We start from the raw sequence: 26,485 nt of genomic DNA on the forward strand, positions 1-26,485 counted from the left end.
GCATTGGATAGCGCGGACGCCCCTGCCTCACAAAGGAGCGAACCCATGACGCTCATCGGCACGACTGCGGATTCAACACCGGCAGTTATCGATGGACCCGCACTGTGGCCGGCCCAGGCCCACACGCCGACAGTGCTTGGCCGACAGCTGGTCATCCACCGCGGAGACGGATCCTACGTCTTCACGACCGACGGCCGGCGCCTGTTCGATGGCACCGCAGGCCTGTGGCACGCCAACATCGGCCACTCCCACCCCGAGCTCGCCCATGCCGCATTCGAGCAGATGAACCGGTTGGAGACCTATCACATCTTCGCCCGCTTCACGAACGACAAGGCCCTCGCCCTCGGCGAGCGGCTGGCCACCCTGGCACCCATTGAGCGGGCCAAGGTGATCCTGAACTCGGGCGGCTCGGACGCCATCGACGTTGCCTGCAAACTCGCACGGCGGCACTGGCAGCGTGAAGGCCGCACCAGCAAGAAGGTCATCCTCAGCCGCGAATTCGCCTACCACGGACTCCACGCCTTCGGCACCAGCATCGCCGGCCTGGAATTCAACCGCGAGGGTTACGGCACGGAATCCCTGGTTCCTGAGACGGCCCGGGTACCCCTCCACGACGCCGAGCAGATCGCCCGCACCGTTGCAGAAATCGGAGCAGAAAACATCGCCGCGATCGTCACCGAACCCATCCAGGGAACAGGGGGTGTGAATCCTCCGGCACCGGGCTACCTTGAGGCCATCCAGAAGATCTGCCGCGACAACGACATCCTCCTGATCCTTGACGAAGTCATTACAGGATTCGGCCGCACAGGCACGATGTTCGCCGCGGAGCGCTACGGAGTCCAACCGGACCTCGTCACCTTTGCCAAGGGCGTCACCTCCGGCTACGCCCCCCTCGGAGGCGTACTCGTCAGCCCCCGCATCTGGGAGCCGTTCTACATCGACTCACCAGACACCCCGATCTTCCGCCACGGAGCAACCTACGCCGGCCACGCCACCGCCGCCGCAGTGGCCCTTCGCCACCTCGACATCCTTGAACGCGACAACCTTCTACCGCGCGTCAAGGAACTCGAAATCGTCCTCGACAACGCGCTCAAAGGACTCGCAGAGCGGCAGTCCGCTGTCGTGGATGTGCGAGTGGCCGGCCTGCTGGGTGGCGTCACGCTCTCCGATAACCTGGTGGCCGAGAAGATCGCCGATGACCTGATTGAACTTGGCTACATTTCCCGACCGCTGCGCGGAAACACCCTGCAGATCAGCCCGCCCTTCATCATCAGCGACGACGAGCTGACCGCCTTCGTCGCCGCGATCGAGCACGTCATCACCGAGCAGGTGAACCGATGACCGCCTCCACCACGGCAGGGCATTCAGATCTGGTTACGGCAGACCCCTCCGCAGCCAGGAAAGCCGACGCCGTCATCGAAAGTCTCAGCCTTCCCGCCACGGGCATACCGGTCCACGATCCCGCCACCGGCGAATTCCTGGCCAACGTTCCTGACATCGACGCTGGCGCAGCCCTGGAGGCGGTGCGCATCGCCGACACCGCTAGCCGGTCATGGGCCAACACCACACCACGACAGCGCGCCGACGTGCTCCACAACTGGTGGAAGCTGCTCGTAGAGAACACCGAACAGCTTGCCCACCTGATTACCCGCGAGATGGGCAAGCCGCTGAGCGAAGCCCGTGGCGAAGTCAAATATGGTACCGATTTCGTTCGCTGGTACGCCGAGGAAGCCGTCCGCCCCGGAGGTGGCTTCCGGGAAGCCCCCGACGGCGGATCAAACATCCTCGTCCGCCGGGCGCCGGTCGGCCTGGCTGTCCTGATCACCCCGTGGAACTTCCCGCTGGCCATGGCGACGCGAAAGATTGCGCCCGCACTGGCCGCAGGATGCGGGGCCGTGATCAAACCAGCCACACTCACCCCGCTGACGACCTACTATGCGGTGGAGCTGGCACGCCAGGCCGGCGTTCCCGAGGATCTGATCCAAGTCGTCACGACGTCGAAGTCCGGTGCGTTCAGCGAGGCCGTCCTGCGTGATGACCGGGTCCGCAAAGTCTCGTTCACCGGGTCCACCGGCGTCGGCCAGCAACTACTCAAGATTGCCGGCGAAGGTGTCCTGCGCACCTCCATGGAACTCGGCGGAAACGCGCCGCTGATCGTCTTTGACGACGCCGACCTGGAACGCGCCGTGAATGGAGCCTTCGCGGCCAAGCTGCGTAACGGCGGCCAGTCGTGCATTGCGGCCAACCGCATCTACGTCCAGCAAGGCATCGCCGATGCCTTCGTCGAGGCACTGACCGAGAAGCTCTCCGCCGCTCCGGTGGGGAACGGTTTCGGCCACGGAACCGTGGTCGGCCCGCTCATCGACAACCGCGCCGTGGCCCAGATGCTCGCCCTGACAGAAGACGCCGTCGCAAAGGGTGCGCAGTTGCGCACCGGAGGAACCGCCTACGACTCCGCCGGCCACTTCTTCGCACCGACCCTCCTCGATCACGTCTCCACGTCGGCAGACGTCGCGAACGCTGAAATCTTCGGCCCGATCGCTGCCATCCAGCGGTTCGGAACAGAATCCGAGGTTGTCGCACGTGCCAACCAGACCGAGTTTGGTTTGGCCGGCTACGTGTTCACCGAAAGTCTGGACAGGGCCTTCAACGTCGCCGACCGCCTTGAAACCGGCCTGGTGGGCATCAACCAGGGTGTTCCTTCAAACGCCGCCGCACCATTCGGCGGCGTGAAGCAGTCAGGCATCGGCCGCGAAGGCAGCTCAGAAGGTCTGGACGAGTACCAGAACATCCGCTTCTACAACATCGCACGCCGCGACACCCACTAAGCCCCCACAGGAGAACCAAAAAATGCGCATCGCCGTTGTCAAAGAGATCAAACCCCAGGAAGCCCGGGTCGGCCTGACCCCGGCAGGAGTGGCCGACCTTGTCCGCCGCGGACACATAGTCTTCGTTGAAAGCGGTGCAGGAACCGCCGCCGGCTACCCTGACGAGCAATACGTGCTCGCGGGGGCCCAGCTCACCAACCAGGAGGAAGCCTGGGCAAACGCCGAACTCCTGGTAAAGGTCAAGGAACCCATCGCATCGGAGTACCGGTTCCTGCGTAAAGATCTGACGCTCTTCACCTACCTGCACCTCGCCGCCGACAGGCCGCTGACCGAAGCTCTTCTGCAAGCCGGCACACTGGGCATCGCCTACGAGACAGTCCAGGACGACACCGGCCTGCCGTTGCTTGCCCCGATGAGTGAGATCGCCGGCCGCCTGGCAGCCCATGCCGCCGCCGCACACCTGAGCCGTCACGGCGGAGGCCCCGGCAAGCTGCTCGGCGGTTCCCCCGGCGTCGCTCCCTGCCGCGTTCTCGTCATCGGCGGCGGCGCTGTCGGTACCCAGGCTGCGCTGCTCGCGCTCGGCATGCAGGCCGAGGTCACCATCCTCGACATGTCGGCCACGCGCATTCGTCAGCTGGACACCCTGTTCGCCGGGCGCGCGCGTGTCGTGATGTCCGATGCGGCCACCCTTGATGCCGAGCTGCGGCAAGCCGATGTCGTCATCGGCGCCGTCCTCGTCCCCGGACGTGCGGCCCCGAAGGTAGTCACCCGCGAACAGCTGGCGATCCTGAACCCGGACACACTGCTGATCGACGTGGCCATCGACCAAGGAGGTGCCTTCGAGACCTCGCGTCCGACGACATACGAATCACCCATCATCGAGGTGGACGGCATCCGCCACTACTGCGTGGCCAACATGCCCGGCGATGTCCCGCACACCTCAACCCTCGCACTCACCAATGCGACAGCCGCCTACATCCGCCAGATCGCCGACATTGGTGTCGAGCAGGCCCTCGCAGCCAACCCCGCGCTGACCCTTGGCGTCAACACCCGTGAAGGCCACATCGTGTACCCGGGCGTCGCTGACGCCTTCCCCGACCTCCCGGGACAGATCGAAGCCTGTCAAACCGTAGGCGCATAGCAGCAACCATCCGCCGCAATGACGTAGTTCAAACTCTCCAAGCCGCAAAACAGAACCCGACCGCGGTTCACTGCCGCACCTTGGACTAGCCTCCAGAAAGTTCCCTAACCGGCACGGCACTGGCCGGCAACCCGGGACAGCGGGTCTGGGCATGGCCCGCATCAGTGCGGGCCGGAGTGGAACCGGGGGAACCCGGTTCCACTCCTCTCTTTCTTTCAACAAGCGGCACCCAACAGTGCCACTCACCAACAAGGACACAGATTGACCAACATCGATACGCTCTCACTGACGGGCAGCAGCCGCGTCAAGCGCGGCATGGCCGAGATGCTCAAGGGCGGCGTCATCATGGACGTCGTCAATGTCGAGCAGGCCCGCATCGCCGAAGATGCCGGTGCCGTGGCCGTGATGGCGCTCGAGCGCGTTCCCGCCGACATCCGCGCCCAGGGCGGCGTGTCCCGCATGTCGGACCCGGACATGATCGATGCGATCATCGCCGCCGTGTCCATCCCCGTCATGGCCAAGGCCCGCATTGGCCACTTCGTCGAAGCACAGGTCCTGCAGTCCCTGGGCGTGGACTACATCGACGAGTCCGAGGTCCTGACCCCGGCCGATTACACCCACCACATCGACAAGTGGAACTTCACCGTTCCCTTCGTCTGCGGTGCTACCAACCTCGGCGAGGCGCTTCGCCGCATCAACGAGGGCGCGGCCATGATCCGCTCCAAGGGTGAAGCCGGCACCGGCGACGTCTCCAACGCCACCACCCACATGCGCCAGATCCGCGCCGAGATCCTGCGGCTCTCCACGCTGCCCGAGGACGAGCTCTACGTCGCGGCCAAGGAACTGCAGGCCCCGTACGAACCGGTCAAGGAAGTCGCCGCGACCGGCAAGCTGCCCGTGGTCCTGTTCACCGCCGGCGGCATCGCCACCCCGGCCGACGCTGCCATGATGATGCAGCTCGGTGCGGACGGCGTGTTCGTCGGTTCGGGCATCTTCAAGTCCGGCAACCCGGCCCAGCGTGCCGCCGCCGTCGTGAAGGCCACCACGTTCTTCGATGACCCCGATGTCATCGCCAAGGTCTCCCGCGGCCTGGGAGAAGCCATGGTGGGCATCAACGTCGAGGAAATCCCCGAACCGCACCGCCTTGCAGAGCGCGGCTGGTAACGGCAGGCCAGAAGTTGTGAACACGGAACGACTGAATGCCGCTCAGAAAAAGGCCATCAGGGCCTGGTTGGGAACCGAATCCGAAGAAGGGGCCCACGCGCTGCTGAACGACCCTCGCCCTCAGACCGACGAGTGGCTGTCTCTGAAAGAGGGCGACAGAGTCAAGGTCCACAAAGGCGGTTGCATTCTCATGGGACGGTCGACTGCGTGGCGGCCGACGGATCGATCTTCTGGATCTGGCAAGATGCCGGTGCAGGAAGGACCGCAATTCACGAAGACCCAGACACCTCAGTCTCGGTCTGCCAGCAATGCGACACGTCCGCCAACACATCAACAGTAAAGACGTCCATATAGGGTTTGTCTCGAGTCCGTGAAATACAACTCGCAGTCAGACGTCGTAGAACTGACCGAATCTTAGAAATACTCCTCATTCCCCGATGGCCGAGCGCTATCTCGTTGGCTTCCCCGGCGGTCACCCGCGAATTCGACGGTACGCCGGCCAAACCTTGCTTCAGCCGGCCGCTTTCGCGATTCGCACCAGCTCGGCGCCGACCCCATCTGGCCGCAGCTCCTGCAGCCAGACACAGGCCGGCACGAAACGAAATTCCCCCGGACCAGACTGCCCGAGGGACTTCGTATTCACCGTCGGGGGCAATTCGTCAAACCCCCGCTGTAGGCAACCTCGACATTTAAGCCCTTTTGAATCCAGTGGATTTGAGAAACGCCTACCCTTTAGTGCCCCGCTCACTCTGGTCGAGAACCCGATGTGCCAGTCCGGCCGTGATGGCGACTCCACCACGGGTTCGGCGCCGAGTCGCCGGATACCCCGGGGTCCGTTCAGGAAGGTCGCTCTGACTCGCTGATCAGGGTGTCGATGCCGTACGCGCCGATCCTGAGCAGGTCATCGAGTACGTCCAAGAGAGCCGCGCGCTGGTCCGTCGAACGGGACTGCGCAAGTCCGCGGACGACAAGGCGTCCCACCTGTTGGGCGTCGCCGGCGGCGCCGGTGGACAGGTCAGCGGCTTGGGGTCCTAACCTCTGGACGAATCTCTGGGCACAGCGGACGACAAGTCGATCGACCCGATCTGGAGCCCGCTCGAGGGTGATCAGCAGCTGAGGGAGGGCGTGGACGAAGGCCGGGGAGCTGATGAGGTCGCCGATGGTGCCTTCGTGGGGTTGGAGGCGGTGCCCGCGTAGCGCTATGGCCATTTCCGCTGCCGCCACCTGAACGCCTTCCTGCTCGTCGTTCATCATGGTCTGCAATACGTCGGCCGCGGTTGCCGGGTCCGTTGTGTGGGCTAGTCGATATGCAGCCTCGTGCGCCGCGCCCGCCCGCGCCTCAAGATCGCGGCGGTTGAGGAGTGTGTCCAGATGGGCCCGGTCGCTCCATTCGAGCGCGGCGAGGACGGCGAGTCTTCCACCCGCTTTCCGTGCCTCCGCACTACGGGCTTCGAGCATCCGGCCTATAAGCGGGTTGACCAGATCCGGGTCTTCGTAACCGATGGCGACGAGCAGGCGATTGACGGGTGGGGCGGAGAAAAGCGCGTCGTCCGCGTCGATGAGCGTGGTGAATGCGTCGATGGCGGTGGATCGGGCGTAGCGCAGCGATGCGTGGATCAGTCTTGCGGTACAGGCTCGCACGGGAATTGAGGGATCCCGGGCCAAGCGGGCCATAGCGGGCGCGGCGGCGACGGTGCGGGCCCCGTCGATGTCGTGGGCGACCAGGTCTGCAAGGACATCGACAAGGCTCCCGCGCGTGGTGCTCAGACCCCTGGTCCTAATGTCTCTTCCGGATTCGTCGTCCCCGCTCTCGTCGCTCGTCGCCACGGCAGGTGGAACGGCCATGACGGCTGCTGCTGCGGCACTTACCCTCCCGCAGAGAAGGTTGACGATGTCCAGTGGTGCCTCCTTCAGGTGAGGCCTGAGAGCCATGCCAAGGAGCTGGTCGGTTTCCGGATGCCCGAGGGAAGCGATATGCCGCACGGCGGCAAACACCATAGACGGATCGCCCGAGTCGCCGGCGGCGTTCAAGCCCAGCAGGATCGCGTTCGCGTACGCGAGATTCGTCTCGTGAGTGAGCTGCAGCGACAGTCGGGCGAACCGGTCCGGGTCCACCCGGGTCTGCTCTTGGAGAACCTGGGCCAGTTCGCCCGCGCCGCCCCGGAAAGGGACGAGGGCTTCAAAGCCCCTGGAGTGCTTTCCGATGGCCCGCAGCCAGTTGCTGTCATCCATCCGGCGCGCAGCGTCGCTGGAGATCGGCGGCACCACAGTTCCCCGGATGATGGAGTCGGGCCGCTCGGGCTGGTTCATGCCGTAGGCACGTCTGAGCTCGCCCAGCCTGCGCCTGCCGGCATCCGAGAGGCGCTCCTCTTGCAATGCGGACAGGAGACTGAATGCTGGACGACCGGGCCGCCTCCGTTCCCACTGGAATCTTAGTTCCCTGATCACCGTTTCGAGCTGGGTGAACTGCTGGTCGGTCAGGTGCGGGCGGATCGCTGTCAGCAATTGGCGGGTGGTCCATACGCTGTCATTGTTGTTGCCGCAGAGGAGCCGGTGGCGACCTTCGAGGAGGATGGCCGTAGCCATGTGGGCGTACGCGGCTCCATTCGATTTAAGGGCTTCGTAGAGGAGCCGCTGGGCACCCGCGTGCGGGTCCGTCGCAAGCGTCTCGAGAAGCGGGCGAATTTCTTCGGGATCGGTTGCGGCCAGCTGGGCCAAGGTATCGGAGAGGCTGGTGAAGATGAAGTCGTCAAGATGGGTATTCGTCCCACGATAGCCGAACGGGTTGCAGAAGTGGGCGTCGGGAATCGGACCTTCGCCGGCCGCCTCCGGGTCGGCGGTGGCCGCCATCACCTTTAGCGCATACGGGAGGAACGTGTGGCAGAAGTACAGGGGGTCTGCGGCTCCGATGTGGCGGACCACATCTGTGGCAAAATAGTCCGTGCTCTTGAGCGACCCAATGCGCCCGTTTTCATCGAGGTCCAGCGATCCTGGCCGATCAATGAGGAACGCGGACACGACTTCCAGGCCAAGTTGCGGGTGCCTGGTTCCTGCTTGATGTGCCACGAACCAAAAGTCTCCGGGGTTATGGTCGAAGCACCCCTCGCGGATGCCCTGAAGGAGGACTTCGACCAGTCGTTGGCTGGAGCCCAGATCGGCGAAACGGACGATCCAACGCAGCCATGCCGGGTACTGTTCGGCATTCCGGTGATCTTGAAGGATCCCGGCGAGCCGATCGGGCATGGTCTTGGCCGCTGCCCCCATCAACTCCATGGCCCGCCCCTGGTCCTCTTGCCCTCCCTGCAGCCAGTCGGCGACGTAACCGTCGGAATCAAGGCGCTCGAACCAGGCGGGAGTGCGCGTGTGGTCCCAGAGCCGGGTCCTCAGTTCGGGGCTGTCCCGGGCGATTTCGGCAACGAGCTGGGCCTCGGAACTGTTCGGGTCAGTAAGCCCTCCGAGAACTCCTAGGCAGGCGTCTTTAGTGTGGAATCGGATCTGATCGGATTCGAGCAGATCCGTCACTTCATCGAGGAAGCGCTGTGGTTCTGAGGATCGCAAGTGGGCAAGGATCTGACGGACCTGCCCTCTGCGGAAGAGCTCCTGCGGGTCCCCCGCGAGAAAGCCCAGAAGTGTCTGACCTCGGTTCAGCCACTGACGGGCGAAGGCGTAATCGAAGAACCCTTCATGGAAAAAGGCTATCCGGTCCCGGTCTCGGACGAGGACCTGTTCCGAGACGAGAACCGACGCGTCGACTGCAAGGTCCTCATCGTCCAGGACACCAAGCGGCACGGAGAGCTCCTGACGCTCGCTGATCACTTGCGCGACCCGGCCCACGACCTTGGCGAAGCGGACAGTCCGATTCTCACGACGCGTGCTCTGGATCTTGCGCTCCCAGTACGCATCGAAAAGCCGGAGACTGTTGACGAACCCGAGTGCGTTAGCTTCGTCCGCTATCGCGGCGAGCAGCGCCAGGTGCAGGGGCACGCGCAGAATATCGCGCTGAAGGGGCGTTAACGTCGTCGCGGGAAGTCCAAAGTCTTCCACCGCTCGATCTACCTGTCCATCGGACAGCGGTGGAATCGCAAGGACCGAGGTTCCCCGTCGATCCCTCAGGCGACGGATCCTGTAGTCGTTCTCGACGTCGAACTGCCGCGTCACGAGAACCACATGCAGGTCTGGGATCGCAGCGGATTCAAGGACCAATTCTGCGACCACTTCGAAATTGTCGGGAAGTCGACCGGATACCATACTGACGGCATCGACCTGATCTACGACGAGGAACGCGGGACGACCGTCAGCGGCGGCGGCCAGCGCCGCGACGGGAGACATGCCCAGCCCGAGATGCTCCCCGAGTGCCGCGGCCGAAGAGAGGGACCCGTAACGGTCGAGCCGAAGCACCAGAACCGGCACCCCGCCTTCCACCAGGTTCTGCGTTGCCTCGTGGAGCACTCCGGTCTTGCCGCCGCCTGCCACTCCGACGACGAAATGCGCCCGTTCGTCGGCCGACATGAGCGAGCGGAGTTGATCCGCTTCTTCGCGGTGGATGACCGGCTGGATCAGCTGGGATCCGGTTTGGCCAATCCATTTGGCGGTCAGGTCGCTGACTTTGTCCGCGAGCCCTCGCTGGCTGGCCGCCAGACGGGAGCGCAGCCCATAGGGGTGCAAGGCGCCGAGGATCCGCTGTGCCGTGAGGTCGCGGTCGATGCTGTCGTCGAGAATCTCGCCAAGAACTGCCCTGCCCTGGGCTCCCGGGCTCCCCTCGAGTAACATCTCCGCAAACACGGCGTTGCTACCGGCGAGCTCGATCTCGTCAATGGTCCGAACGAAGATCCTGCCCAATATCCGGTACGCGTTTTCTGGACCGCCGTAGTAGTTCCCCAGCTTGACGAAGAGCATGTTGGATTTCTCAGGCGGCGTGTTCAGGATGAACGAACCGTAGTCGTTAGAGTTCCGGATCTGGTCCGTCAGTTCCTGAAGCGGACGGAACGGGGTCATCGAAACGAAGTGGTAGTCGCGCCCCGCCTCCGCATGCAGGCGCGCCTTGTCCCAGATGCCCCGGCTGTTGAGCTGGCCATAGCTCCACTCGTTGGCAACGCCGACCTGTCGCTTGACCTGATGGGCCTCAACGGTGCCGTCCGAGCGCTTGAAGATGAACTCGACACCGGAGCCGAGCTCTCCTATCGGTTCGACCCGCACCGATTCGCCACGGCCAGCCAAGACGTCGAGCATGCGTGCCACAGTCCACGCGCCCTCATAGCGATTGCCGATCTTGTCGGCCTCACCGCCCGGTCGAGGGTTCATCGAAATGATCTCCTGAAGATTAGTGGGGCTTAGGTTTCAGGTAAGGCGAGTGCCCTCCGGAAGTGCGGATGTTAAGAAGTGTAGGCGAGGTAAACGGCCGGAAGGGCAAAGCGGTAAAGCAGCGGACACGTCTTCGAAGGCCCGGACCCGGTTCGGCAGGATGGTCGATTCCGGCCTCAGAAGGACTTCGCAGGGCCAATATCAGAGAGGCAGCCGACCGGGAAGGCGATCTCAATCAGCTCGGCCGCGAGGCACCTCAAAGAAACAGCCAGGATCAGTGGACGACTTACGCCACGAAGCGCCCCTGCCAGCAGACGCCGGCTAGGGCTTCTAGGCCTGAGCCCCGCCGGGAATCGGTCACGCCGTCGCCAGTCTTCGCGTCGGTCTGTTCGGGGGAGCTCGACCCCTTTGAAGGTCCAGCGCAGGGTTAGGACGATTCACCGCTACGCGCGGGGACCGGTGTCGTTTCCTCTGACGGCCCGCATACGCTCTGACATCGACCCGTCTGAGGCATGATGGGTGCATGTGCGGACGTTACGCGGCCGACACCTCTGATGAAGGCGTGCGCTTGCGCGGGAACAGTACGGGCGCAATGCCTGGGCGGCCCCATTGTCCGCCCTGGCGGCGATTTACGCACCGCGGTCGGTCGTGGGCGGGCCGCCGGCCAATACCACGTAGCGGACGCAGGCTACCTCAAGCATCTGGACCGCTTCAAATAGTACGGCCGCGAGCATCCCAAACCGGATGGTCATCTGGAACTGCGCTCCCGTGGCAGTACGGGTCCCTTCGACTTCCTGCAACTCATTGGAAGCTAGTTGGGCCCAGGACTTCCCATGAGCATGTCCACTTGAAAGCTGCCATGCCGCAAGCCACGGAAAGACTGCGTTTTCATGCAGTCTCTCCAACTGCTTGAGCATCCGGGTCATGGATGGAAGCTCCTGACTGAGAGGGTTCCATTCCCCCAGCCCGGCCTGCTCCGCGATCTCCTTGAGCCGGGCACGACGCTTGACTTTGACGGAAGGCTGGCCCAAAGTCTCGCGTAGGGCTGCGCCCTTGGCCACCTCATCTAGGCCTAGGAGGATCCTCCGCTTGATTCTTAAGGTTCCATTAGCCGGTTCCAGAAGCCACAGCGCCGCCGCCGTGGCGTCCAAAGCATTTCGGACCAGTGCATAGGCGCCGAACGGGCTTGCCGTCAGGCTAATTTTGTCCTCGGACTCCCGGACCATCATCTGCTCCAGCGACGCTATGCAACCCGTCGCGACTGAAAGCTGCGAAAACGCATAGGTCGACACCGTGTGATGTGGGGACCTAGCGTCATCCAGAAACAGGGGAGAACCTTCTGCCGGGTCGATGAGGGGCTCGAGGGCCGATTCGATCGAGGAGGCCCTGGCGAACAAAAGCACAATCCACTGGCTGTGCTTAACTTCGTCCTCGTCGTCTACCGGAAATTGGATCACAGCCTGAAGTCTAGGCTGGACAGCAGTGGCTCTGCCTGAACACACGCCGCGGAGGGTATTCACTCGCGGGTCCCACTGAACTTCCGTCGGGCTTCATGCATGCCTTCCCCCGAATCCGGCTCCGCTCACGGTCTTCCGCGGCGCCAGCCGCCGAGGGGAGTGACCCAAGGCTGGCATTTATAGGGTGAAGCAGACTGGGGCATACTCGAGCCGGACCCTGGCAACGTTCTCACGGAACCACCTCGGGGAACCGGACCACCCAGACGCTTAGCAACACGGTCGCCGGATATCGATCTCATCGATTCGCCCTCGTCAAGATGCAACCGCCGAATAACCGCCCAATCCTCGCGTTGTGATCACCACCAAATCGTTTGGAACGGACGGCTCAGTTTTCAACCGTTGCAATCGCTCAGTTTTGACCGATATCCACAAATAGGGCGATACGCTGGCGACTAAGTGTGGCTACTTGGTTCACACGGTGAGGATATGGCGTTGGTGGCCAAGACTGCCAGATCGTCATCGTCTTCTACTGAATGAGCAGCGAGATCGTTACGCGAGGCGCTTTTTCGTGCCACTCCCGAATCGTGCGCCGGCGGCAGCGAGATCCTAAATGATGTCCGAGATCGCGCTGAGCTGACTTCGAACACCAGGTGACTCTTGGAGGAAATCTATGCTTCGGCAGAACACGGGATGCCGCATTTTGAATGCGAAATGCTGGTTCGATTTCGGTGAAACCCTGAAATCGGTACCGTTGCGGTGCGGCCCCGGACGGACCTGGGCATCGGCAGACGACCTGTATCGCGGTCGACGGATTGCGGTGAACGGACCTCACCATGCGCCGGGGGCGGAACGATGCATTCCCTGCTCGACGGATGTCAATCCACAGCATTCAATCCTCGCTTGCGGTCGGCTTGGGCCGCCCGGCGTTCGAGATCTTCGATCCGCAGCAGGGCAATAGCCAATTGGGCGATCAGTGATTGGTTGAGCTGACGTTCAACGGCGAGCTGTTCACGGATACGAACCAGTTTCGAGTCGTTCGCGGCCCGTTGTTCGATCTCGCGGTCATTGTCTGGTCTCTGCGAAGCAGGCAACTTCTCTCTAAACAGGTCCCGGAGATCCGTATGCTTCTGGGTCAGGATGTGTCTTCCGAGTTTCGCTTCGAGGGCCAGCGTCTTCACATTCAAAGAACCGTCGCTCCATAACGGTCTGCCGGTGAGCAGGCGTTCGATGGCTTCCATGATTGCTCGACGTTCGAATGCATCATCACCTCGCCGAGTCATTGGAATCCTCTGAGTCCTCGCCGGCCCCGCGTTTTCGGTGCCTAGAGATGTCTAAATCGAGGCGGACAATGCGTCGGCGGTTGCGATCAGCGAGGATCTCCGGGAGGTACTCGATCTCTTCTTCGAGTCCGTCCCGAACCTTCTGTTTCTTCGCAATATGGCTATCAAGTTGGGCTAGATTCGGACAGATGGGGGAACAGTTGTCAAGATCGGGGGTCTCCCTGAGATTGCCCTCCGGATCCGATCGATTCTGGTTACAGGCCGCCGTTACCGGGTTGAAGACGCAGACGACCATGGCTTTGGGGTTGTCATATATACGTTGCAGGCCGGCCGCCTTCAACCTCGTCAGCTGCTTGGGGTTCTTCACGGAGCCCGAGAATTGCTCCTTGAACAGCGAAATTCCATCCTGAAGCCGGGCCGCAGCTGGTCCGCTAATCGTAGCCTCCTCGCTCTCATTTGCTAGGGCGTCTAGATTGTTCCAACTTGAAAGGAGCTGTTCGAATTCAAGCTCGTCGGGAAATCCTGACTCGGATCGTCCTGCATACCCCATCGACGTCAATTGGCGATAGTGCCCGTACTGAATCCCGAGAGCAACTACCCCACCGGGACGGTTGACGATGTGCCAGGCGAGCGTCCGTCTAAACCGGGAGAGGGTCGGCGCGCGTCGGCTCCGAGGTGTCTCAATTTCCTCGACGCCGTTGACCATACTCGTTGCCAAGGGGGGCCGAAACTGGTCTGATGGTGAGGTCTGTTCACTAGGGTCAGGCGCATTTGCCTGATCGTCGCAGGAGTCGTTCGGGATCCGTAGCATTGAGGGGTCGTTCGCGGCGCGCCGGTTCCAGACCCGGACCATACCTTCTATGGCTACGGCCGCCATGTCGGCCGTAATCGCTTGCCCTCGACGCGAACGCAGTTCATCTCTGGGCTGGTACAGCCGTGTAAAGAGAAATTCGGATTCTCCGCAGCTTTCGCCGAGCTGCCTCATCGCACGGACCGCTCGTTCCACGGGTTCGATTGTCACCCAGGGCTGATCCCTCTCAATTCCCCCCGTTAAGGTGTTGCCGGACGGGTCTCGAACTCCCTTGAAGGTTCTGCCGGTGATCTGGTACCGACGAACGCCAATCCCTGAAGCGTCTGACTTGTCGACGACCTCTAGGCAATCAGCTTTGAGGTGAAGAAGTTCGGTCGGTCGCATGCCGGTCAGGTATCCGATGACAATGAGTCCAGCACCTCGCACATGAGACTTGCTAAAGTCGGGCACCCAGTTTGTTGCATTTTCGAATCTAGAAATGATCGCGGCCGCCGCAGCTGTGGGAGCCCGTCCTTCGAATGGGCCTCCAGGCTCCTCTTTCGCCCATTTACGGGCCAGATACCATGAGCACTGCACGTCCATGGGTAAGGTTCCGTCGAGATAGCCATCGATTATTCTGAAGGCTGCGATCAACAAAGGTTCCAGAACTTCGGGTTCTATTGGTTCAGTTTGATTTGAGATAGTTGAAGAACCGCCTGGTATCCAGTCGGTCATCTTTTGACCGAACCAGGGTGGTTCGCAGAACTGAATGTCACCTCTTAGATGAGCGTTGTGTGCGAAAATTCGTGAAATGAGGATTAATTCTGCAACTTTACTACTTGCTCGTGCCTTTTTGGATTCAATGGTAATTGCGTAGTCGTCCAGGTCGGCGGATGACATATCGGATAAGTGACCGATGCCGCGATTATTCAACCATTTGGCGAGAGCGAGGAAGACCCTGAACGCCCTGGCGACGGAAGAAGGGGCTAAGCGGGGACGATGAAAATAGATGGTACGACGTGCAGCATCCGTGTTGAGAAGGTTAAAGATCAGGATCTTGGCTGGACGACGAAACTTTTGGACAACCTTCCGGAAATCGATGTTCAGAGAAGTCTGTGTTTCGGAATTGTCCAAATGGTGTAACGGCCAGATATCTTGTCCAAAGAGGACCGGCGGAAGACTTCCGACGTCAGTTCGGATCGAAAGAGAGTCGAACACGAGAGCTGTTTCCTCAGGAATGCTATTCGTTCCGAAGGAGGTTGAAGACTCGTGCGGCAGGAGTGGATCATTCATGCGACGTCCCATTCACGGGCCAAAAGGCGTTCGATCATACGGATATCCTCTGAGGTCACTGCGTCTGGTGCAGATTTGATCTGACTTTCGGAAAAGAACTTTCCCGGCTCCAGTAGGTCAATCAACCTCGAGTGATGTGCTGACCAGTTCACCGCCCAGTCTTCTTCCTCTGTGACGGAACGAATCGCATCGATTCTGTTAAACAGCAGGACAATGCGGGGAAGATGCCGACTCATTACTATTGCGTTGCGGCAGGCGAAGCATAACAGAAGACTAGCTGTGCAAGGTCCTCCCGTGATACCGCTTTCTTTAGGGTTTTGACACGCTCCGATAACGGTATCGTTCCGCTTCTCGTTAACGTCGAGAAGCGTGCCGGCGGCGGCAGCAATGGGAGCATTCTCAGCCGACACGACGTTCGCGTCGATGACCGTAGCCTGCAGGAATGCGATAGCGCTGGCTATTCCATCCTCTATCGTTGATTTCGACGACTCGCGGACGACAGGATCCCGCAGCACATAGGAAGAATTTGTGGAGGCTTTGTGTCCTTGAGGGTGGACTCTCGATGTGAAGTACTGACGGACGGCACGAGGGCCTGCTGATCCGTATTCCGGATTGTTCTCGCGCCAGGTTGACAGATGCTGTAGCACGGCACGGTAACCGACGGTGCTCAAAGGGAAGAGCGGTGAGGGCGTTTCCGTTTGAGTAACGCCAACCAGGTGCGCAGGTAGGACTATGAGCAGTTCGTGTCGCGGCTTGCCTAACTCCTTGAGGGTCCTGCGCGCTCCTTCGGTGCACTCCAGGAGTACCTGCAGCAGCCGAGCCTTGGAACGCGGGCCGGTGTCCTGGTAGTTTTCGGACCAGGTGTCTGCCGCCCCTCGCCGTGGTTTCCGAAGGCGAACGCCAAGAATCTCCGGTTCACTCTCGTCGCGCGCGTCGATACGCCGAACCTCGGTGGATTGTAGCGAAATAGCGACCGATAAATTCCAGCCGCACGTAATACCGAGTGCGATTAGGGCTGCAGCACCCTCTTGGCTGGTTAGGTACAACTGCTCGAAGAGCGGCATAGCCGTCGTTTGGCCGCGCGTTCCCCCGTACAATCTCCGGAGGACATCCGGGGGAAGGTAGCGCTGATTTCGACTAGAGGAGCGACGTTGAATGTCGCCCTGGGTGGCGATCTCGGTCAGGATGGCCGCGTAGGAGTAATCGGGATCACTGGCCGACATGCCTGATTTGAACCGCTGGACGAGTCGCCAGCCAGCTCGAATTCTATCCCTAGCTGCTACCAACGTCGCCCACGTTTTATCTCTAAGGGATTCTACGTCGGCGTCATTTAGGGACGCGGCCGGTTTTCCAGTCGGGATCGTGTGCCCTGAAAGCGCTAGCATGCTTTCGACGGTTTCTGGAGGAAGGCCCTCTGCGCCGAGAAGAAGGATACGTAGAGAGCCGGCGTAGACTTTCATGGACGGCTTTAAGCTGAGCCAAAACTCTTTCCAATTATTGGGCTTTATATCCGAGAGTTCGCGGAAGTAGCCCGTCTTGAGAAAGCGACCTAGCATGTAAAAGGCCGTCTTTGCGGTTTCCGGCGAGTTCCACGTCCCAAACGGAGAGCAGAGGTCGAGCACCCTTTGGGCCAAAGCGGCGCGGAGGTGATCTCCGCACAAGAGGTCACAGAATCTCAGCCGTGTTTCATTGCCATTATCTTGTGGGCTGAGGATCAGCACCAAGTCATTTCCGAGAGAAGCCTTCACGTCAGTGATCCACATCCATGACTCGGCTGTCGGTTTGAGCTATTAGAGTTAGCGCAGCATCTAAGTCCCGGGGGTGCGGATCAAATGCTGTTGCGAACCATTCCCATTCTATTGTCTGAACCGGAGCCAGATAGATCTTGCGCGTTGTCTCCACATCCTTGTGTCCCAGCAAAGCCTGGATACGGACCCAGATGTTGCTCTCGGAGACTAGCTGTTGAAGCCCTCTTCGATTTTCGATGCCCATCCTTCGAAGCTCAATCATCGCCGCAAGGGCGAAGGCGTGCAATGCGAAAGAGTGCCGCAACATGTGTGGGTGGATGCGGATGCTTGATTCGTTGGAAAGAATTATGCCTGCGCTGTCTTCTTGGGTTTGAATCCGCGCCATGCGGGAATTCGCAGCGTCAAACACATCGTTCCAAGTCGAGGTTGCCATTGGGCCGCCACCGTATCCCAGCCAAAGGAATAGTGGCCTTCGAGCGCCGTTTTCGTCAATTGAATACAACCTTCGCCGATCACTTAGCGCTAGTTTGTCAAGCGCCGTTTCAGTGACCTCGCCGGAAGTTGAATCAGTATATGTAATGCTCTCGGCTATTCCGTCCAGCCGGTGGAGGCGAGTTGCGATAAGTGCGTTTTCGATACCCTCGTAAAGGCCGCTCTGGATGCCATGAAGTTCCTCAACAGCTCTATCTTGCTCCGTGTAGCGAACTAAGACGTCTCTGATTTGAGGACCAAAATAGTAGAGCCTGCCGCGGGCGGGCTTCCCCTTCGATAACGACGCAGGGATTCGGCCTCTAAATAGTCCGTTACCCGACTGTCTCTGGGCTACTTCAAATGTGAGGAGTCCGGCCGCCTCTGCGCGCCTCATACCGGTGGAGTAAAGAAGATCGGCATACGAACTGTTGCGCCCAGCCATCATTAGCACCGAATCATTGTGGGCATTCGCTTGGCCCAACAAGGCTTCGGATCTCCAGCGCCAAAAGGCACGCCGAGTCACCCATTTGACGTCCGAGATGGTCTGTCCTTTTCCTGCGTTTATCGCTGGGCTGCCTTCTCGTCGGCGAGGAATCGGTGAAGCCTTGATGAAGCCTTTGTCCACCGCGTGTCCATACATGGAGTTAAGGGATGCAAGGTTTCGCGCGATGGTCCCGGCACTCACACCATTCCGAACCTCGCCACGGCGGCGAAAACTGTACTCTTGCGCCCGCCATTCTAGAAACGAGGAGATGTCATCCCTCTCCGCGGCCCTCCACTCGATCCCGAGATGTGAGTGCAGGTAGTTGAGGAAGATCGCTATATCGCCGGCGGAGCTCTTTCCTGTTTCTGGCGCCCGCTGGAGAGACTTGGTCCAAGAAAGCAATGCAGGATCGAGGCGACCATCTGGAGCAAGAAGTACATGTAGGAGCTCCCGGCTAAGGGAGATCCGAGGACTCCCTAACGCTGCATTCTTCAGCCAGCCGTCAGCGGACGACTGCGACTTAAGCACCGACCAGATGTCCACCGTTCTTACGGACCAGCGTCCCGCCAGGTTATCTGTCGGATCAGCCGCGGCACTCCCAGCCGGCGTCCCGAGGGGTTTCGCCGTCGGGACTTCGTCTGTTGAAGCTGCGAAACTTGAATGAAGCACGGTTGTCTCCTTTCGGGGTTCGAAAAACGAACCGGGGCGAAAGGATGTGGTGACGAATCGAGGATACAGCCGGCATTGAGTAGGCAACAAGCCGCCACGACCGGGCAGGAAGAGTGATCCGAGCTTTTCCGGGAACCTTCGTCCGTATCAGCGGCTCTCAGCAACTCAAAGGGACGGTTCAGTCACAACACTGCTAGACGCGACATGGGACGCGACATGGGCATTTCCCATATAAGACCCGCCACGTGGCCCAATTCGTGTTGGATCACCGCGGAGACGTAATGCGCTCCGCCGGAGATGCCCAGCAGTTCCGTGATTTGCGGGGCGTCCAGGTCCAGGCTTCCCGTCACGTAGCTTTTGGGTCCGGAGCCGAAGCTGTACATGGTGCTGCCGCCAGTGCCGATGACGGATCCAGCCAAGCCCGGAGCCGCCTCGGGAGTGGTCCAGGAAATCAGCAGGGGCGCCCAACGATCTCCGTAGAGCGCGGGCTGGTACGGCTTGCGCTTCTCGGCGGGCTTTTCCGTGCTGGCGCCGTCGTCGATGAACTTGAGGCCCGTGGCAGCAGCGATCTTGGCGATGGCGTCGGCGATGAGCCCCTCGGATCCGGCCGGGGCGAGGGCTGCGTTGACCACGTAGTGCAATGGACGGCACGGAGAGTAGCTCACGGGTGTGCCGTCGGCATTGGTGGCCAGGAACTTGTAGGAGTTGCTGGCCACAGCGGGCTTGGCGGGGGAGCCGAGCGGGTGGCCGGCCTCTTCCAGTCCAGGCGGCGGGGTATCCGGCGCGCGGGCAGCCTTTTGCTGCCCGTCCCCGGGAACCGCGTCGGGCCCGGAGCTGCTTGCCGTGGCATGGGCGGAAGGAGCCAGATTAGGAAGCAACCCAATGATGCCCGGGTCGCCGCGGAGGAAGCCACTGACAAGCACGGCTACGGACGCAACCACGGCCACCACCATCACGTTCCGGAACAACGCCAGTGCGGTACTGGCGCGCTTGGGCGGCGGGCCGCCGTCGTACCCGTAGTTTGAATGCACGTCTTCTCCCCAAGTCCCTGTACCGGCGCCCCCTCGGGCCGGCGCTGCTATCCGATCACAGCGCCGAACACGAGGCCCAGCCCATACGTGGCCGCGGCCGCACCGAGTCCGATGGCGAGCTGCCGGAGGCCGCGGGTCAGCGGCGAGGTCCCGGACAACAAGCCGACGACGGCGCCAGTCGACAGAAGCGCGATGCCCACCAGCGTACCGGCCACAGCAAGCGCTGCGAAGCCCGTCATGCCGAAGATGAACGGCAGGATGGGCACGATGGCGCCCGAAGCGAAGAAGCAGAAGCTCGAGATCGCGGCGCCCCAGGCGGAGCCCACGGCCTCGTGCTCATTGACGGTTTCTTCCACTTCGGGGTGGAGGGAGAGGCTGGGATCGCAATCGCAGCTGTAGAGGCCCATGCGCTCGGCGGCCCGGTGTTCGGCGGCTTCGCGGGACATGCCCCGGGCCAGATATACCAGGACCAGCTCATTGTGCTCGATGTCCAGGGCCGGGGCTGCGGTCAGTGTGGCCTGGGTGGGGCGAGTGGCCTTGAGGAGCTCGAGTTGCGAGCGGACCGAGACATACTCGCCGGCACCCATGGACAGCGCGCCCGCCAGGAGGCCGGCGATACCGCTGAACAGGACCACGGTTGCGGGAACGCCCGTGGCCGCCATGCCCATCACGAGCGAAAGGTTGCTGACCAAGCCGTCGTTGGCGCCGAATACGGCCGCGCGGAAGGTGCCGGACAACCTATTGCGGCCGCGCGTCGCCAGGCCACGGACTACTTCTTCGTGGATCTGTTCATCAGCCGCCATGGCGCGGGTTGCTGCTGGATCCTTCGTATAAGGCGAACGGCCTTCAGCCCGTTGGGCGAGGGCCAGCACGAACACGGATCCGAAGTTCCGTGCCAGGAAGCCGAGCATTTGGCTCCGGACGGAGGCTGCTTTCGGCATGCCGGCATGTTCGCCGAGGAGCTTGAGCCAGTGCGCCTCATGGCGGCCCTCGGCATCTGCGAGAGCCAACAGGATTTCGCGTTCCTCGCCATCGCGGCGCTGCGCCAGTTGACGGTACACGGCGGCCTCGGCGCGCTCGTCCGCCAAGTACTGCCGCCAGCGCTTGATGTCCGACGACGGGGGAGTCTTGGGGGCTGCTTCGTCTTGCGATGGACTGCTTGAGTCCGACGGATTGTCTGAATACGAGGGTTTTGTGTGCGGGTGCACCGGGACTCCTGGGTCGCTGGGGCGGGCTTCATCGCCTCATTGCGGCTCCACTCTATCGCCAATTTCCGCGGTTTTTCGGCCGGTAATCCTCACTGGACATTTTAGGCGTGCCTCAAAAACCGGGAGGCTCGCGGGAGGCCTTGACCGCCGCAGGGGGCAGTGCTGGGATGGATGGACAGGGTCCACGAATTGGCGGGGTGGCGTTGGACCGGCTGCCTCACTTGCCTGTCCGATGGGCTCAGCGGCACGTCGAACGGAGGTTGCACCATGGACAGCACCGAGACCCACGCCCGCCACCCCGACCGTCCCACGGTCGAGGCCGATCCCGCCTACGACTACAGCGAAGACCTGGAGGTGGACGAGGACTGGGAGGAACAATCCGAGGTCCTCGACGACGACGAACGGGTGGTCCCGCTCGACGCCGAGGAACACCGCGAGGACGAAGAGTTCGAATAGCCTCTGCTCGCTGAACCGGCCTCGCTGAACCTGACTCGCTGAATCCGGGCCCTAGAACGCGCTCAGGATGAAGTGCCGCTGCACGCCCGCCCGGTGCCCGGTTGCCGCCACCGTGAGGGTGAGTTTCCGTGTCGCCGGGAACCAGCGGGCGGGCTGGACCGCTTTTGAAAGCGCTTCGGTGATGAGCCGTGGCTCATGATGCCAATAGCGTTCCAAGTTTCCGTCCACCACGAACGTGATGGAGCCTTGGGAGAGGTCGACGCCGGGAATCACCCGGACGAACTCGTCCACCCGTCGGGGGCGTGGCAACAAGAGGCTTCCGGTCTGGGTGGTGCGCTCAGCTGTGGCGGTAGCGCCGTTTTCGAAAGGCATGGCCTTCTCCTGTGGAGTTGCTCTTGCCCGTTCGGTTGTCTCTGGTCCGAGCCGGGCCGCTTCTTCATCCGAACCACCCGTGAACATGGGGTTGGCGTGTGGCAAGTCGGAGCTTGGCGCCACATCTCTTGAAGCTGTTCCTACTGTACATGCAGGCGCGGCGCCGCACCTCTCGAAGGAGAAGGTGCGGCGCCGCCGTCGTACTTAATTCTGTGAAGCTTAGTGGCTGGCCACCGGGTGGGCCTCCAGCGGGAGTTCCTCGGTGACCGCTCCTGCGACGCGGCGGTCCCAGGCTTCGCGGACCTCGGGTTCCGTGGGCGGCGTCAGCAGGGAGACCACAACGTAGATGACGAGCGACGCGCCGAGGCCCCAGTAGATGGGATCGTTGGCGTAGACGCCGTCTTCGCTGGGGATGATTCCCGTGGCGTAAGCGATCAGCAAGGCCAAGGTCAAGACCGAGCCGACGGCCATGGACCATGCCGCTGCGATGCCCGTGCCGCGCTTCCAGACCAGGCCGCCCAGGATGGCAACCAGGAGGCCACCTACCAGGATGTCGTAGGCGATGGTCAGGGCCACCACGACGTCCTGCGCCGCCATGGAGATCAGCACGGCCACGATGCCTAGTCCAAGGACCCAGTAGCGGTTGGCCTTGACGTCGTGCTCGGGGTTCTCGGTGTCGTCGGTGTTGATCGTCTTGCCGAACCAGCTGGCCACGAACGGGACAACGTCGGCGCGGGCAACGGTGGCTGCGGCGATGAGGGCTCCGGATGCGGTGGACATCATGGCAGCGACTGCTGCGGCCATGACGAGGCCGCCGATGCCGATCGGCAGGATGTGGGTGGCAACCTCGGCGTAGACAACGTCCTTGCCAAGGGCCTTCACGTCGATGTTGGGCAGGGCCACGCGGGCGGCCAGGCCAATCAGGGCGCCGGCGACGCCGTACAGGACGCAGTAGATGCCGGCAGTGGCGCCGCCCCAACGGGCCACCTTGGGGGTCTTGGCGGTGAAGACGCGCTGCCAGATGTCCTGGCCGATCAGCAGGCCCAGGGTGTACACCACGAAGTAGGTGATGATGGTCTGTGCTCCGATGCCGTCCAACTGGAAGAAACTGGCGTCAACGCGGGCACGGATACCGTCGAGGCCGCCTGCGGCGTTGAGGGCGAACGGCAACATGAGGAAGAAGATGCCCACCGTCTTGATGATGAACTGCACCTGGTCGGCGAGGGTGATGGACCACATGCCGCCGATGGTGGAGTAGACCAGGACGATGGCGCCGCCGACGGCGATGGCAAGCCAGCGCTCCCAGCCGAAGAGGACAACGAAGATGGTGGCGTAGGCACCCGTGGACGTGGCACACAGCATGAGCGTGTAAGCGAGCATGACGATGCCGGAGGTCTGCGTGGCGCGCTGGCCGTAACGCAGGCTCAGCATCTGGGAGACCGTGTAGATTTTCAGCCGCTGGATGGTGCCGGCGAAAAGCAGGCTCAGGAGGAGCACGCCCGAACCGATGGCGACGACCAACCACATGCCGGAGACGCCGAACTTGTAGCCGAGGCCGACGCCGCCAACCGTTGAAGCGCCGCCGAGGACGACGGCGGCCATGGTGCCGGTGTAGAGCATCGGACCAAGGCGGCGTCCTGCCACCAGGAAGTCGCTGTTGTTCTTGGTGCGCGACTTGCCCCACCAGCCGAAGGCCAGCATGGCGAGCAAATACACCACCACGATCGCAATATTGATGAACGAAGAGTCCACGGTTGGCTCCTGAAAGTGATGCGCAGAGTTCTTGGGGATTCCGACGCCGGTCCGCTGGGTTTCGCTGCGGGTTGCGGAAGGTCTCTGCGCTGGTGATTGGGGAGAGTAGTCTGTGATGTGTGCCTCACAAACAACACTTGTTGCCTATGAGGATACGTAGTGATGCGAGTAACAGTCAAGGCGTTGCTTTGCGCGGCGGGCGGATCGGCGCTCCTCTGGCTGTCCAAAGGGTCCGCCACTCGGGCGATCCGGCTACTATTGCTGCAATGACAGGGCCGCAGAAACGGCCTGAAAGGTTCGTGAATGAAGGCTCTCCCCGTTGAACCGAGCAACGTCCCCGTTGCCATCGGTTCCAGAATCCGCGCCGCCCGCCAATCGCAGCGGCTCACCATCGAGCAGGTTGCCGACGCCACCGGCCTGACCAAAGGGTTCCTGAGCCGCGTGGAGCGTGACCTGACATCGCCGTCGGTCGCTTCCCTTGTGACGCTTTGCCAGGTCCTTTCAGTGTCCATCGGCGATCTTTTCGCGGCACCGGAGACACACCTGACCCGGCGCGATGATGGGCCGCGGATTTCGCTCGGCGGCCAGGGAATAGTGGAGCGTCTCCTGACTGCCCGGTCGGAACGGCGGTTGCAGATCCTGCAGGCTTCCATCGAGCCCCGCGGCCGCGGAGAAGCCGAGCTTTACGCCGTCGATTGCGACGTCGACGTCCTGCACGTCGTCAAGGGCCGCATCAAATTGATCCTCACCAACGAGGAGTACGAGCTCGAAGAGGGAGACACGCTGTCCTTCCCGGGCCGCGAGCCGCACACCTGGGTCAATCCCACGGACGAGCCCGTTGAGGTGCTCTGGATCCTGGTGCCAGCAGCCAGCCGCTGACGCTGTGACGCGCCGTATTTGCGACACGCGGCGCGTAACCTGCCGGAAACATGACTGACTTCAGGATTTAACCCTGGGGCCAGCGGTGTTACGTGCCTGAAATGATCCGCGCCGAATGCTGAAACAGGGCGACTGTACCTTCGAGTCAAGGCAACTTGTCAAGGTCGGTATCCCGTGGGGTACCAGGACCTGTTCGTTTTAAAAATGGTCTCGCCGTGCGGGCGCCATGGAGCGCCGTATATGCAGGAAGGCTCCCGAAAATGACCCCAGTATTCTTCAGCGTAGGGCTGGATGTGAACCCCCAGACCCTTGATCCCGGCGCAACAGCCTGGATGCTTGCAGCTTCCGCCCTCGTCCTTCTCATGACGCCAGGTTTGGCGTTCTTCTACGGCGGCCTGGTCAGGATGAAGTCCGTCCTCAACATCATGATGATGAGCTTCGGCGCCATTGGCGTGGTCGCGGTGGTCTGGGCCCTGTGGGGCTACGGACTCGCGTTCGGCCCGGATACCCTGGGCGGCTTCATCGGAGATCCCTTCGCGAACTTCGGACTCAGCGGACTGGCCAGCGTCATCGGCGGGAAAGCCCCGGGGCTGCCGGACATGGTCTTCATAGGTTTCCAAGCCACCTTCGCCATCATCACGGTCGCACTGATCAGTGGCGCGGTGGCCGAACGTGTCAGGTTTGGCCCATGGCTGCTGTTTGCCGGCCTCTGGGTCACCATCGTTTACGCGCCCATTGCCCATTGGGTCTGGGGCGGCGGCCTCTTCGGATCCACCGGGATCATCGGCAGCAAGATCTCGGCCCTCGACTTTGCCGGTGGCACCGTCGTCCACATGAACGCCGGCATGGCCGGGCTCATGCTCGCGGTCGTGCTCGGCAAACGGCTCGGATTCATGAAAGACCCCAACATCCGGCCGCACAACCTCCCCTTCGTGATGCTCGGTGCGGGCTTGCTGTGGTTCGGGTGGTTCGGCTTCAACGCCGGTTCGGAACTGGCGGCTGATGGAATCGCCGCGCTTGCCTGGACAAACACCCTCCTGGCCACGAGCGCCGCGCTCCTGGGCTGGCTGCTTGTCGAAAGGCTCCGCGACGGCCACGCGACGTCCCTTGGCGCCGCATCCGGCGCCGTCGCGGGCTTGGTGGCAGTCACCCCGGCTTGTGGCTTCGTGGATCCCATTGGCGCGATCGTCATCGGCGTCATCGCGGGGGCTGTGTGCGCTCTGGCCATCGGGCTGAAGTTCAAGATCGGGCTGGACGACTCCTTGGACGTCGTTGCCGTCCACTTCGTCGGCGGCCTATGGGGAACCCTGTCCCTCGGCTTCTTCGCCGTACCCTCGGCAAAGACTGAAGGTGGCCTCTTCTACGGCGGCGGCCTGAGCCAATTCTGGCCCCAAATATTGACGGCCCTCGTGGTCACCGCGTGGACAGCGATCATGACAACGCTCATTGGGCTGGCGATCCACAAGACAGTGGGCATGCGCGTCAAGGAGCACGAAGAGCTGGCGGGCATCGACATCACGGAGCACGCGGAAACCGCCTACGAGCTGGCCATGGTTGGCGGATCATTCAATCCCGGAGAACCACAGAACGGCAAAACTCCGTCGAGCTCCAGTGGTGATGAAGAAGCCAGCTCGAACGGGAAAACAGATCGGATGCGTAGCAAGGCGTCGACGTGAAGCTCGTCACGGCCATCGTGAGGCCGGAGCGGATCGACGAGGTCCGGGACGCCTTGGAACGCTTCGGAGTCAACGGGATGACCGTGAGCCAATCGAACGGTTATGGCCAACAACGAGGCCATGTAGAGGTGTACCGGGGCGCGGAGTACAACTCCGATCTCCTTCCCAAGATCCGGGTGGAGGTCCTGTCCACCGACGAGTTGGTGGACGGAATCGTGGACGCCATCATCTCCGGTGCCAGTACGGGCCAGTTTGGGGACGGCAAGATCTGGACGGTCGAGGTGTCCCAGGCGGTGCGCGTCCGGACCGGGGAACGTGGCGCCTCCGCGATCAGCTAGGAAGACTGTGTTGGTGCCGCTCCACTGTGTTGGGGGGGGGGCCCCCCCGGGGGGGCCCCACACACCCCCCGGGAGCCCCCCAACACCCCCCCCCCGCCGGGGGGTTGGGGGGGGGGGGGGGGGGGGCCAGAGCGGGGGGCCCCGGGG

General features: G+C 62.1%; 18 protein-coding genes and 1 riboswitch. Of the genes, 8 read left to right on the forward strand and 10 right to left on the reverse strand.

Features of this window, described 5'->3' with window-relative positions; genetic code table 11:
• The first annotated feature begins 45 nt into the window (after nucleotides 1-45).
• The 4 genes from ACFVTG_RS12735 (at nucleotide 46) to pdxS (ending at nucleotide 5,133) form a co-directional block, all read left to right on the forward strand.
• Entirely contained in the window at nucleotides 46-1,341 is a 1,296-nt protein-coding gene (locus ACFVTG_RS12735) for an aspartate aminotransferase family protein (protein WP_390280900.1), read from the forward strand.
• Nucleotides 1,338-2,828, forward strand: a complete 1,491-nt coding sequence (locus ACFVTG_RS12740; RefSeq protein WP_390280902.1) for an NAD-dependent succinate-semialdehyde dehydrogenase — start codon at nucleotides 1,338-1,340, stop codon at nucleotides 2,826-2,828. Before ACFVTG_RS12735 ends, ACFVTG_RS12740 begins: the two co-directional genes overlap by 4 nt.
• A 22-nt stretch (nucleotides 2,829-2,850) precedes the next feature.
• Entirely contained in the window at nucleotides 2,851-3,969 is a 1,119-nt protein-coding gene (gene ald / locus ACFVTG_RS12745) for an alanine dehydrogenase (protein WP_390280904.1), read from the forward strand.
• A 261-nt stretch (nucleotides 3,970-4,230) separates the two neighbouring features.
• Nucleotides 4,231-5,133 (forward strand): pyridoxal 5'-phosphate synthase lyase subunit PdxS, encoded by a 903-nt coding sequence (gene pdxS / locus ACFVTG_RS12750; RefSeq protein ID WP_390280906.1) that lies wholly within the window; start codon nucleotides 4,231-4,233, stop codon nucleotides 5,131-5,133.
• A gap of 837 nt (nucleotides 5,134-5,970) precedes the next feature.
• Here pdxS and ACFVTG_RS12755 read toward each other — a convergent pair.
• The 8 genes from ACFVTG_RS12755 to ACFVTG_RS12790 form a co-directional block, all read right to left on the reverse strand.
• A complete protein-coding gene (locus tag ACFVTG_RS12755) occupies nucleotides 5,971-10,434 on the reverse strand; it encodes a hypothetical protein (protein ID WP_390280908.1) in 4,464 nt (1,487 codons plus the stop codon).
• A gap of 629 nt (nucleotides 10,435-11,063) precedes the next feature.
• Nucleotides 11,064-11,891 (reverse strand): hypothetical protein, encoded by an 828-nt coding sequence (locus ACFVTG_RS12760; RefSeq protein ID WP_390280910.1) that lies wholly within the window; start codon nucleotides 11,889-11,891, stop codon nucleotides 11,064-11,066.
• 875 nt (nucleotides 11,892-12,766) lie between these two features.
• The gene (locus tag ACFVTG_RS12765) at nucleotides 12,767-13,129 is read right to left on the reverse strand and encodes a hypothetical protein (protein ID WP_390280912.1); all 363 of its coding nucleotides are present in this window, start codon (nucleotides 13,127-13,129) and stop codon (nucleotides 12,767-12,769) included.
• A 25-nt stretch (nucleotides 13,130-13,154) separates the two neighbouring features.
• Nucleotides 13,155-15,254, reverse strand: a complete 2,100-nt coding sequence (locus tag ACFVTG_RS12770) for a hypothetical protein (RefSeq protein ID WP_390280914.1) — start codon at nucleotides 15,252-15,254, stop codon at nucleotides 13,155-13,157.
• Nucleotides 15,251-17,002 (reverse strand): hypothetical protein, encoded by a 1,752-nt coding sequence (locus tag ACFVTG_RS12775; RefSeq protein WP_390280916.1) that lies wholly within the window; start codon nucleotides 17,000-17,002, stop codon nucleotides 15,251-15,253. The genes ACFVTG_RS12770 and ACFVTG_RS12775 overlap by 4 nt, the downstream gene beginning before the upstream one ends.
• Before the next feature lies 1 nt (nucleotide 17,003).
• On the reverse strand, nucleotides 17,004-18,626 hold the full coding sequence (locus ACFVTG_RS12780; RefSeq protein ID WP_390280918.1) for a hypothetical protein: 1,623 nt from the start codon (nucleotides 18,624-18,626) through the stop codon (nucleotides 17,004-17,006).
• A gap of 182 nt (nucleotides 18,627-18,808) precedes the next feature.
• Complete coding sequence (locus ACFVTG_RS12785) at nucleotides 18,809-19,657, reverse strand: peptidase M10A and M12B matrixin and adamalysin (protein WP_390280920.1); 849 nt, start codon at nucleotides 19,655-19,657, stop codon at nucleotides 18,809-18,811.
• Nucleotides 19,658-19,704: 47 nt separating this feature from the next.
• Nucleotides 19,705-20,865 carry a VIT1/CCC1 transporter family protein gene (locus tag ACFVTG_RS12790; RefSeq protein WP_390280922.1) on the reverse strand — a complete coding sequence of 387 codons (1,161 nt, stop codon included), beginning with the start codon at nucleotides 20,863-20,865 and terminating at the stop codon, nucleotides 19,705-19,707.
• A 267-nt stretch (nucleotides 20,866-21,132) separates the two neighbouring features.
• Here ACFVTG_RS12790 and ACFVTG_RS12795 point away from each other — a divergent pair, with 267 nt between their 5' ends.
• Nucleotides 21,133-21,321, forward strand: a complete 189-nt coding sequence (locus tag ACFVTG_RS12795) for a hypothetical protein (RefSeq protein ID WP_059388139.1) — start codon at nucleotides 21,133-21,135, stop codon at nucleotides 21,319-21,321.
• A 51-nt stretch (nucleotides 21,322-21,372) separates the two neighbouring features.
• Here the strand turns inward: ACFVTG_RS12795 and ACFVTG_RS12800 are convergent, their stop codons facing one another.
• A complete protein-coding gene (locus tag ACFVTG_RS12800; RefSeq protein WP_284751448.1) occupies nucleotides 21,373-21,693 on the reverse strand; it encodes a hypothetical protein in 321 nt (106 codons plus the stop codon).
• A 14-nt stretch (nucleotides 21,694-21,707) separates the two neighbouring features.
• A riboswitch (SAM riboswitch) is annotated at nucleotides 21,708-21,827 on the reverse strand.
• Between the two features lie 85 nt (nucleotides 21,828-21,912).
• Nucleotides 21,913-23,445, reverse strand: a complete 1,533-nt coding sequence (locus tag ACFVTG_RS12805) for a sodium:solute symporter (RefSeq protein WP_284751449.1) — start codon at nucleotides 23,443-23,445, stop codon at nucleotides 21,913-21,915.
• 303 nt (nucleotides 23,446-23,748) lie between these two features.
• Here ACFVTG_RS12805 and ACFVTG_RS12810 point away from each other — a divergent pair, with 303 nt between their 5' ends.
• The 3 genes from ACFVTG_RS12810 (at nucleotide 23,749) to ACFVTG_RS12820 (ending at nucleotide 26,338) form a co-directional block, all read left to right on the forward strand.
• Nucleotides 23,749-24,324, forward strand: coding sequence for a helix-turn-helix domain-containing protein (locus ACFVTG_RS12810; RefSeq protein ID WP_059388136.1), 576 nt, complete (start codon nucleotides 23,749-23,751; stop codon nucleotides 24,322-24,324).
• Nucleotides 24,325-24,584: 260 nt separating this feature from the next.
• The gene (locus tag ACFVTG_RS12815) at nucleotides 24,585-26,000 is read left to right on the forward strand and encodes an ammonium transporter (protein ID WP_284751450.1); all 1,416 of its coding nucleotides are present in this window, start codon (nucleotides 24,585-24,587) and stop codon (nucleotides 25,998-26,000) included.
• A complete protein-coding gene (locus tag ACFVTG_RS12820) occupies nucleotides 25,997-26,338 on the forward strand; it encodes a P-II family nitrogen regulator (protein WP_390280925.1) in 342 nt (113 codons plus the stop codon). Before ACFVTG_RS12815 ends, ACFVTG_RS12820 begins: the two co-directional genes overlap by 4 nt.
• Nucleotides 26,339-26,485 lie beyond the last annotated feature (147 nt).

It is taken from the genome of Arthrobacter sp. NPDC058127 (assembly GCF_042884555.1).
Lineage (GTDB): Bacteria > Actinomycetota > Actinomycetes > Actinomycetales > Micrococcaceae > Arthrobacter.

Coding starts and splice junctions, on each gene's coding strand:
- ACFVTG_RS12815 (WP_284751450.1), top strand. CDS start 24,585: ATGACCCCAGTATTCTTCAGCGTAGGGCTGGATGTGAACCCCCAGACC.
- ald (WP_390280904.1), top strand. CDS start 2,851: ATGCGCATCGCCGTTGTCAAAGAGATCAAACCCCAGGAAGCCCGGGTC.
- ACFVTG_RS12800 (WP_284751448.1), bottom strand. CDS start 21,693: ATGCCTTTCGAAAACGGCGCTACCGCCACAGCTGAGCGCACCACCCAG.
- ACFVTG_RS12755 (WP_390280908.1), bottom strand. CDS start 10,434: ATGAACCCTCGACCGGGCGGTGAGGCCGACAAGATCGGCAATCGCTAT.
- ACFVTG_RS12765 (WP_390280912.1), bottom strand. CDS start 13,129: ATGGAAGCCATCGAACGCCTGCTCACCGGCAGACCGTTATGGAGCGAC.
- ACFVTG_RS12810 (WP_059388136.1), top strand. CDS start 23,749: ATGAAGGCTCTCCCCGTTGAACCGAGCAACGTCCCCGTTGCCATCGGT.
- ACFVTG_RS12735 (WP_390280900.1), top strand. CDS start 46: ATGACGCTCATCGGCACGACTGCGGATTCAACACCGGCAGTTATCGAT.
- ACFVTG_RS12795 (WP_059388139.1), top strand. CDS start 21,133: ATGGACAGCACCGAGACCCACGCCCGCCACCCCGACCGTCCCACGGTC.
- ACFVTG_RS12770 (WP_390280914.1), bottom strand. CDS start 15,254: ATGAATGATCCACTCCTGCCGCACGAGTCTTCAACCTCCTTCGGAACG.
- ACFVTG_RS12740 (WP_390280902.1), top strand. CDS start 1,338: ATGACCGCCTCCACCACGGCAGGGCATTCAGATCTGGTTACGGCAGAC.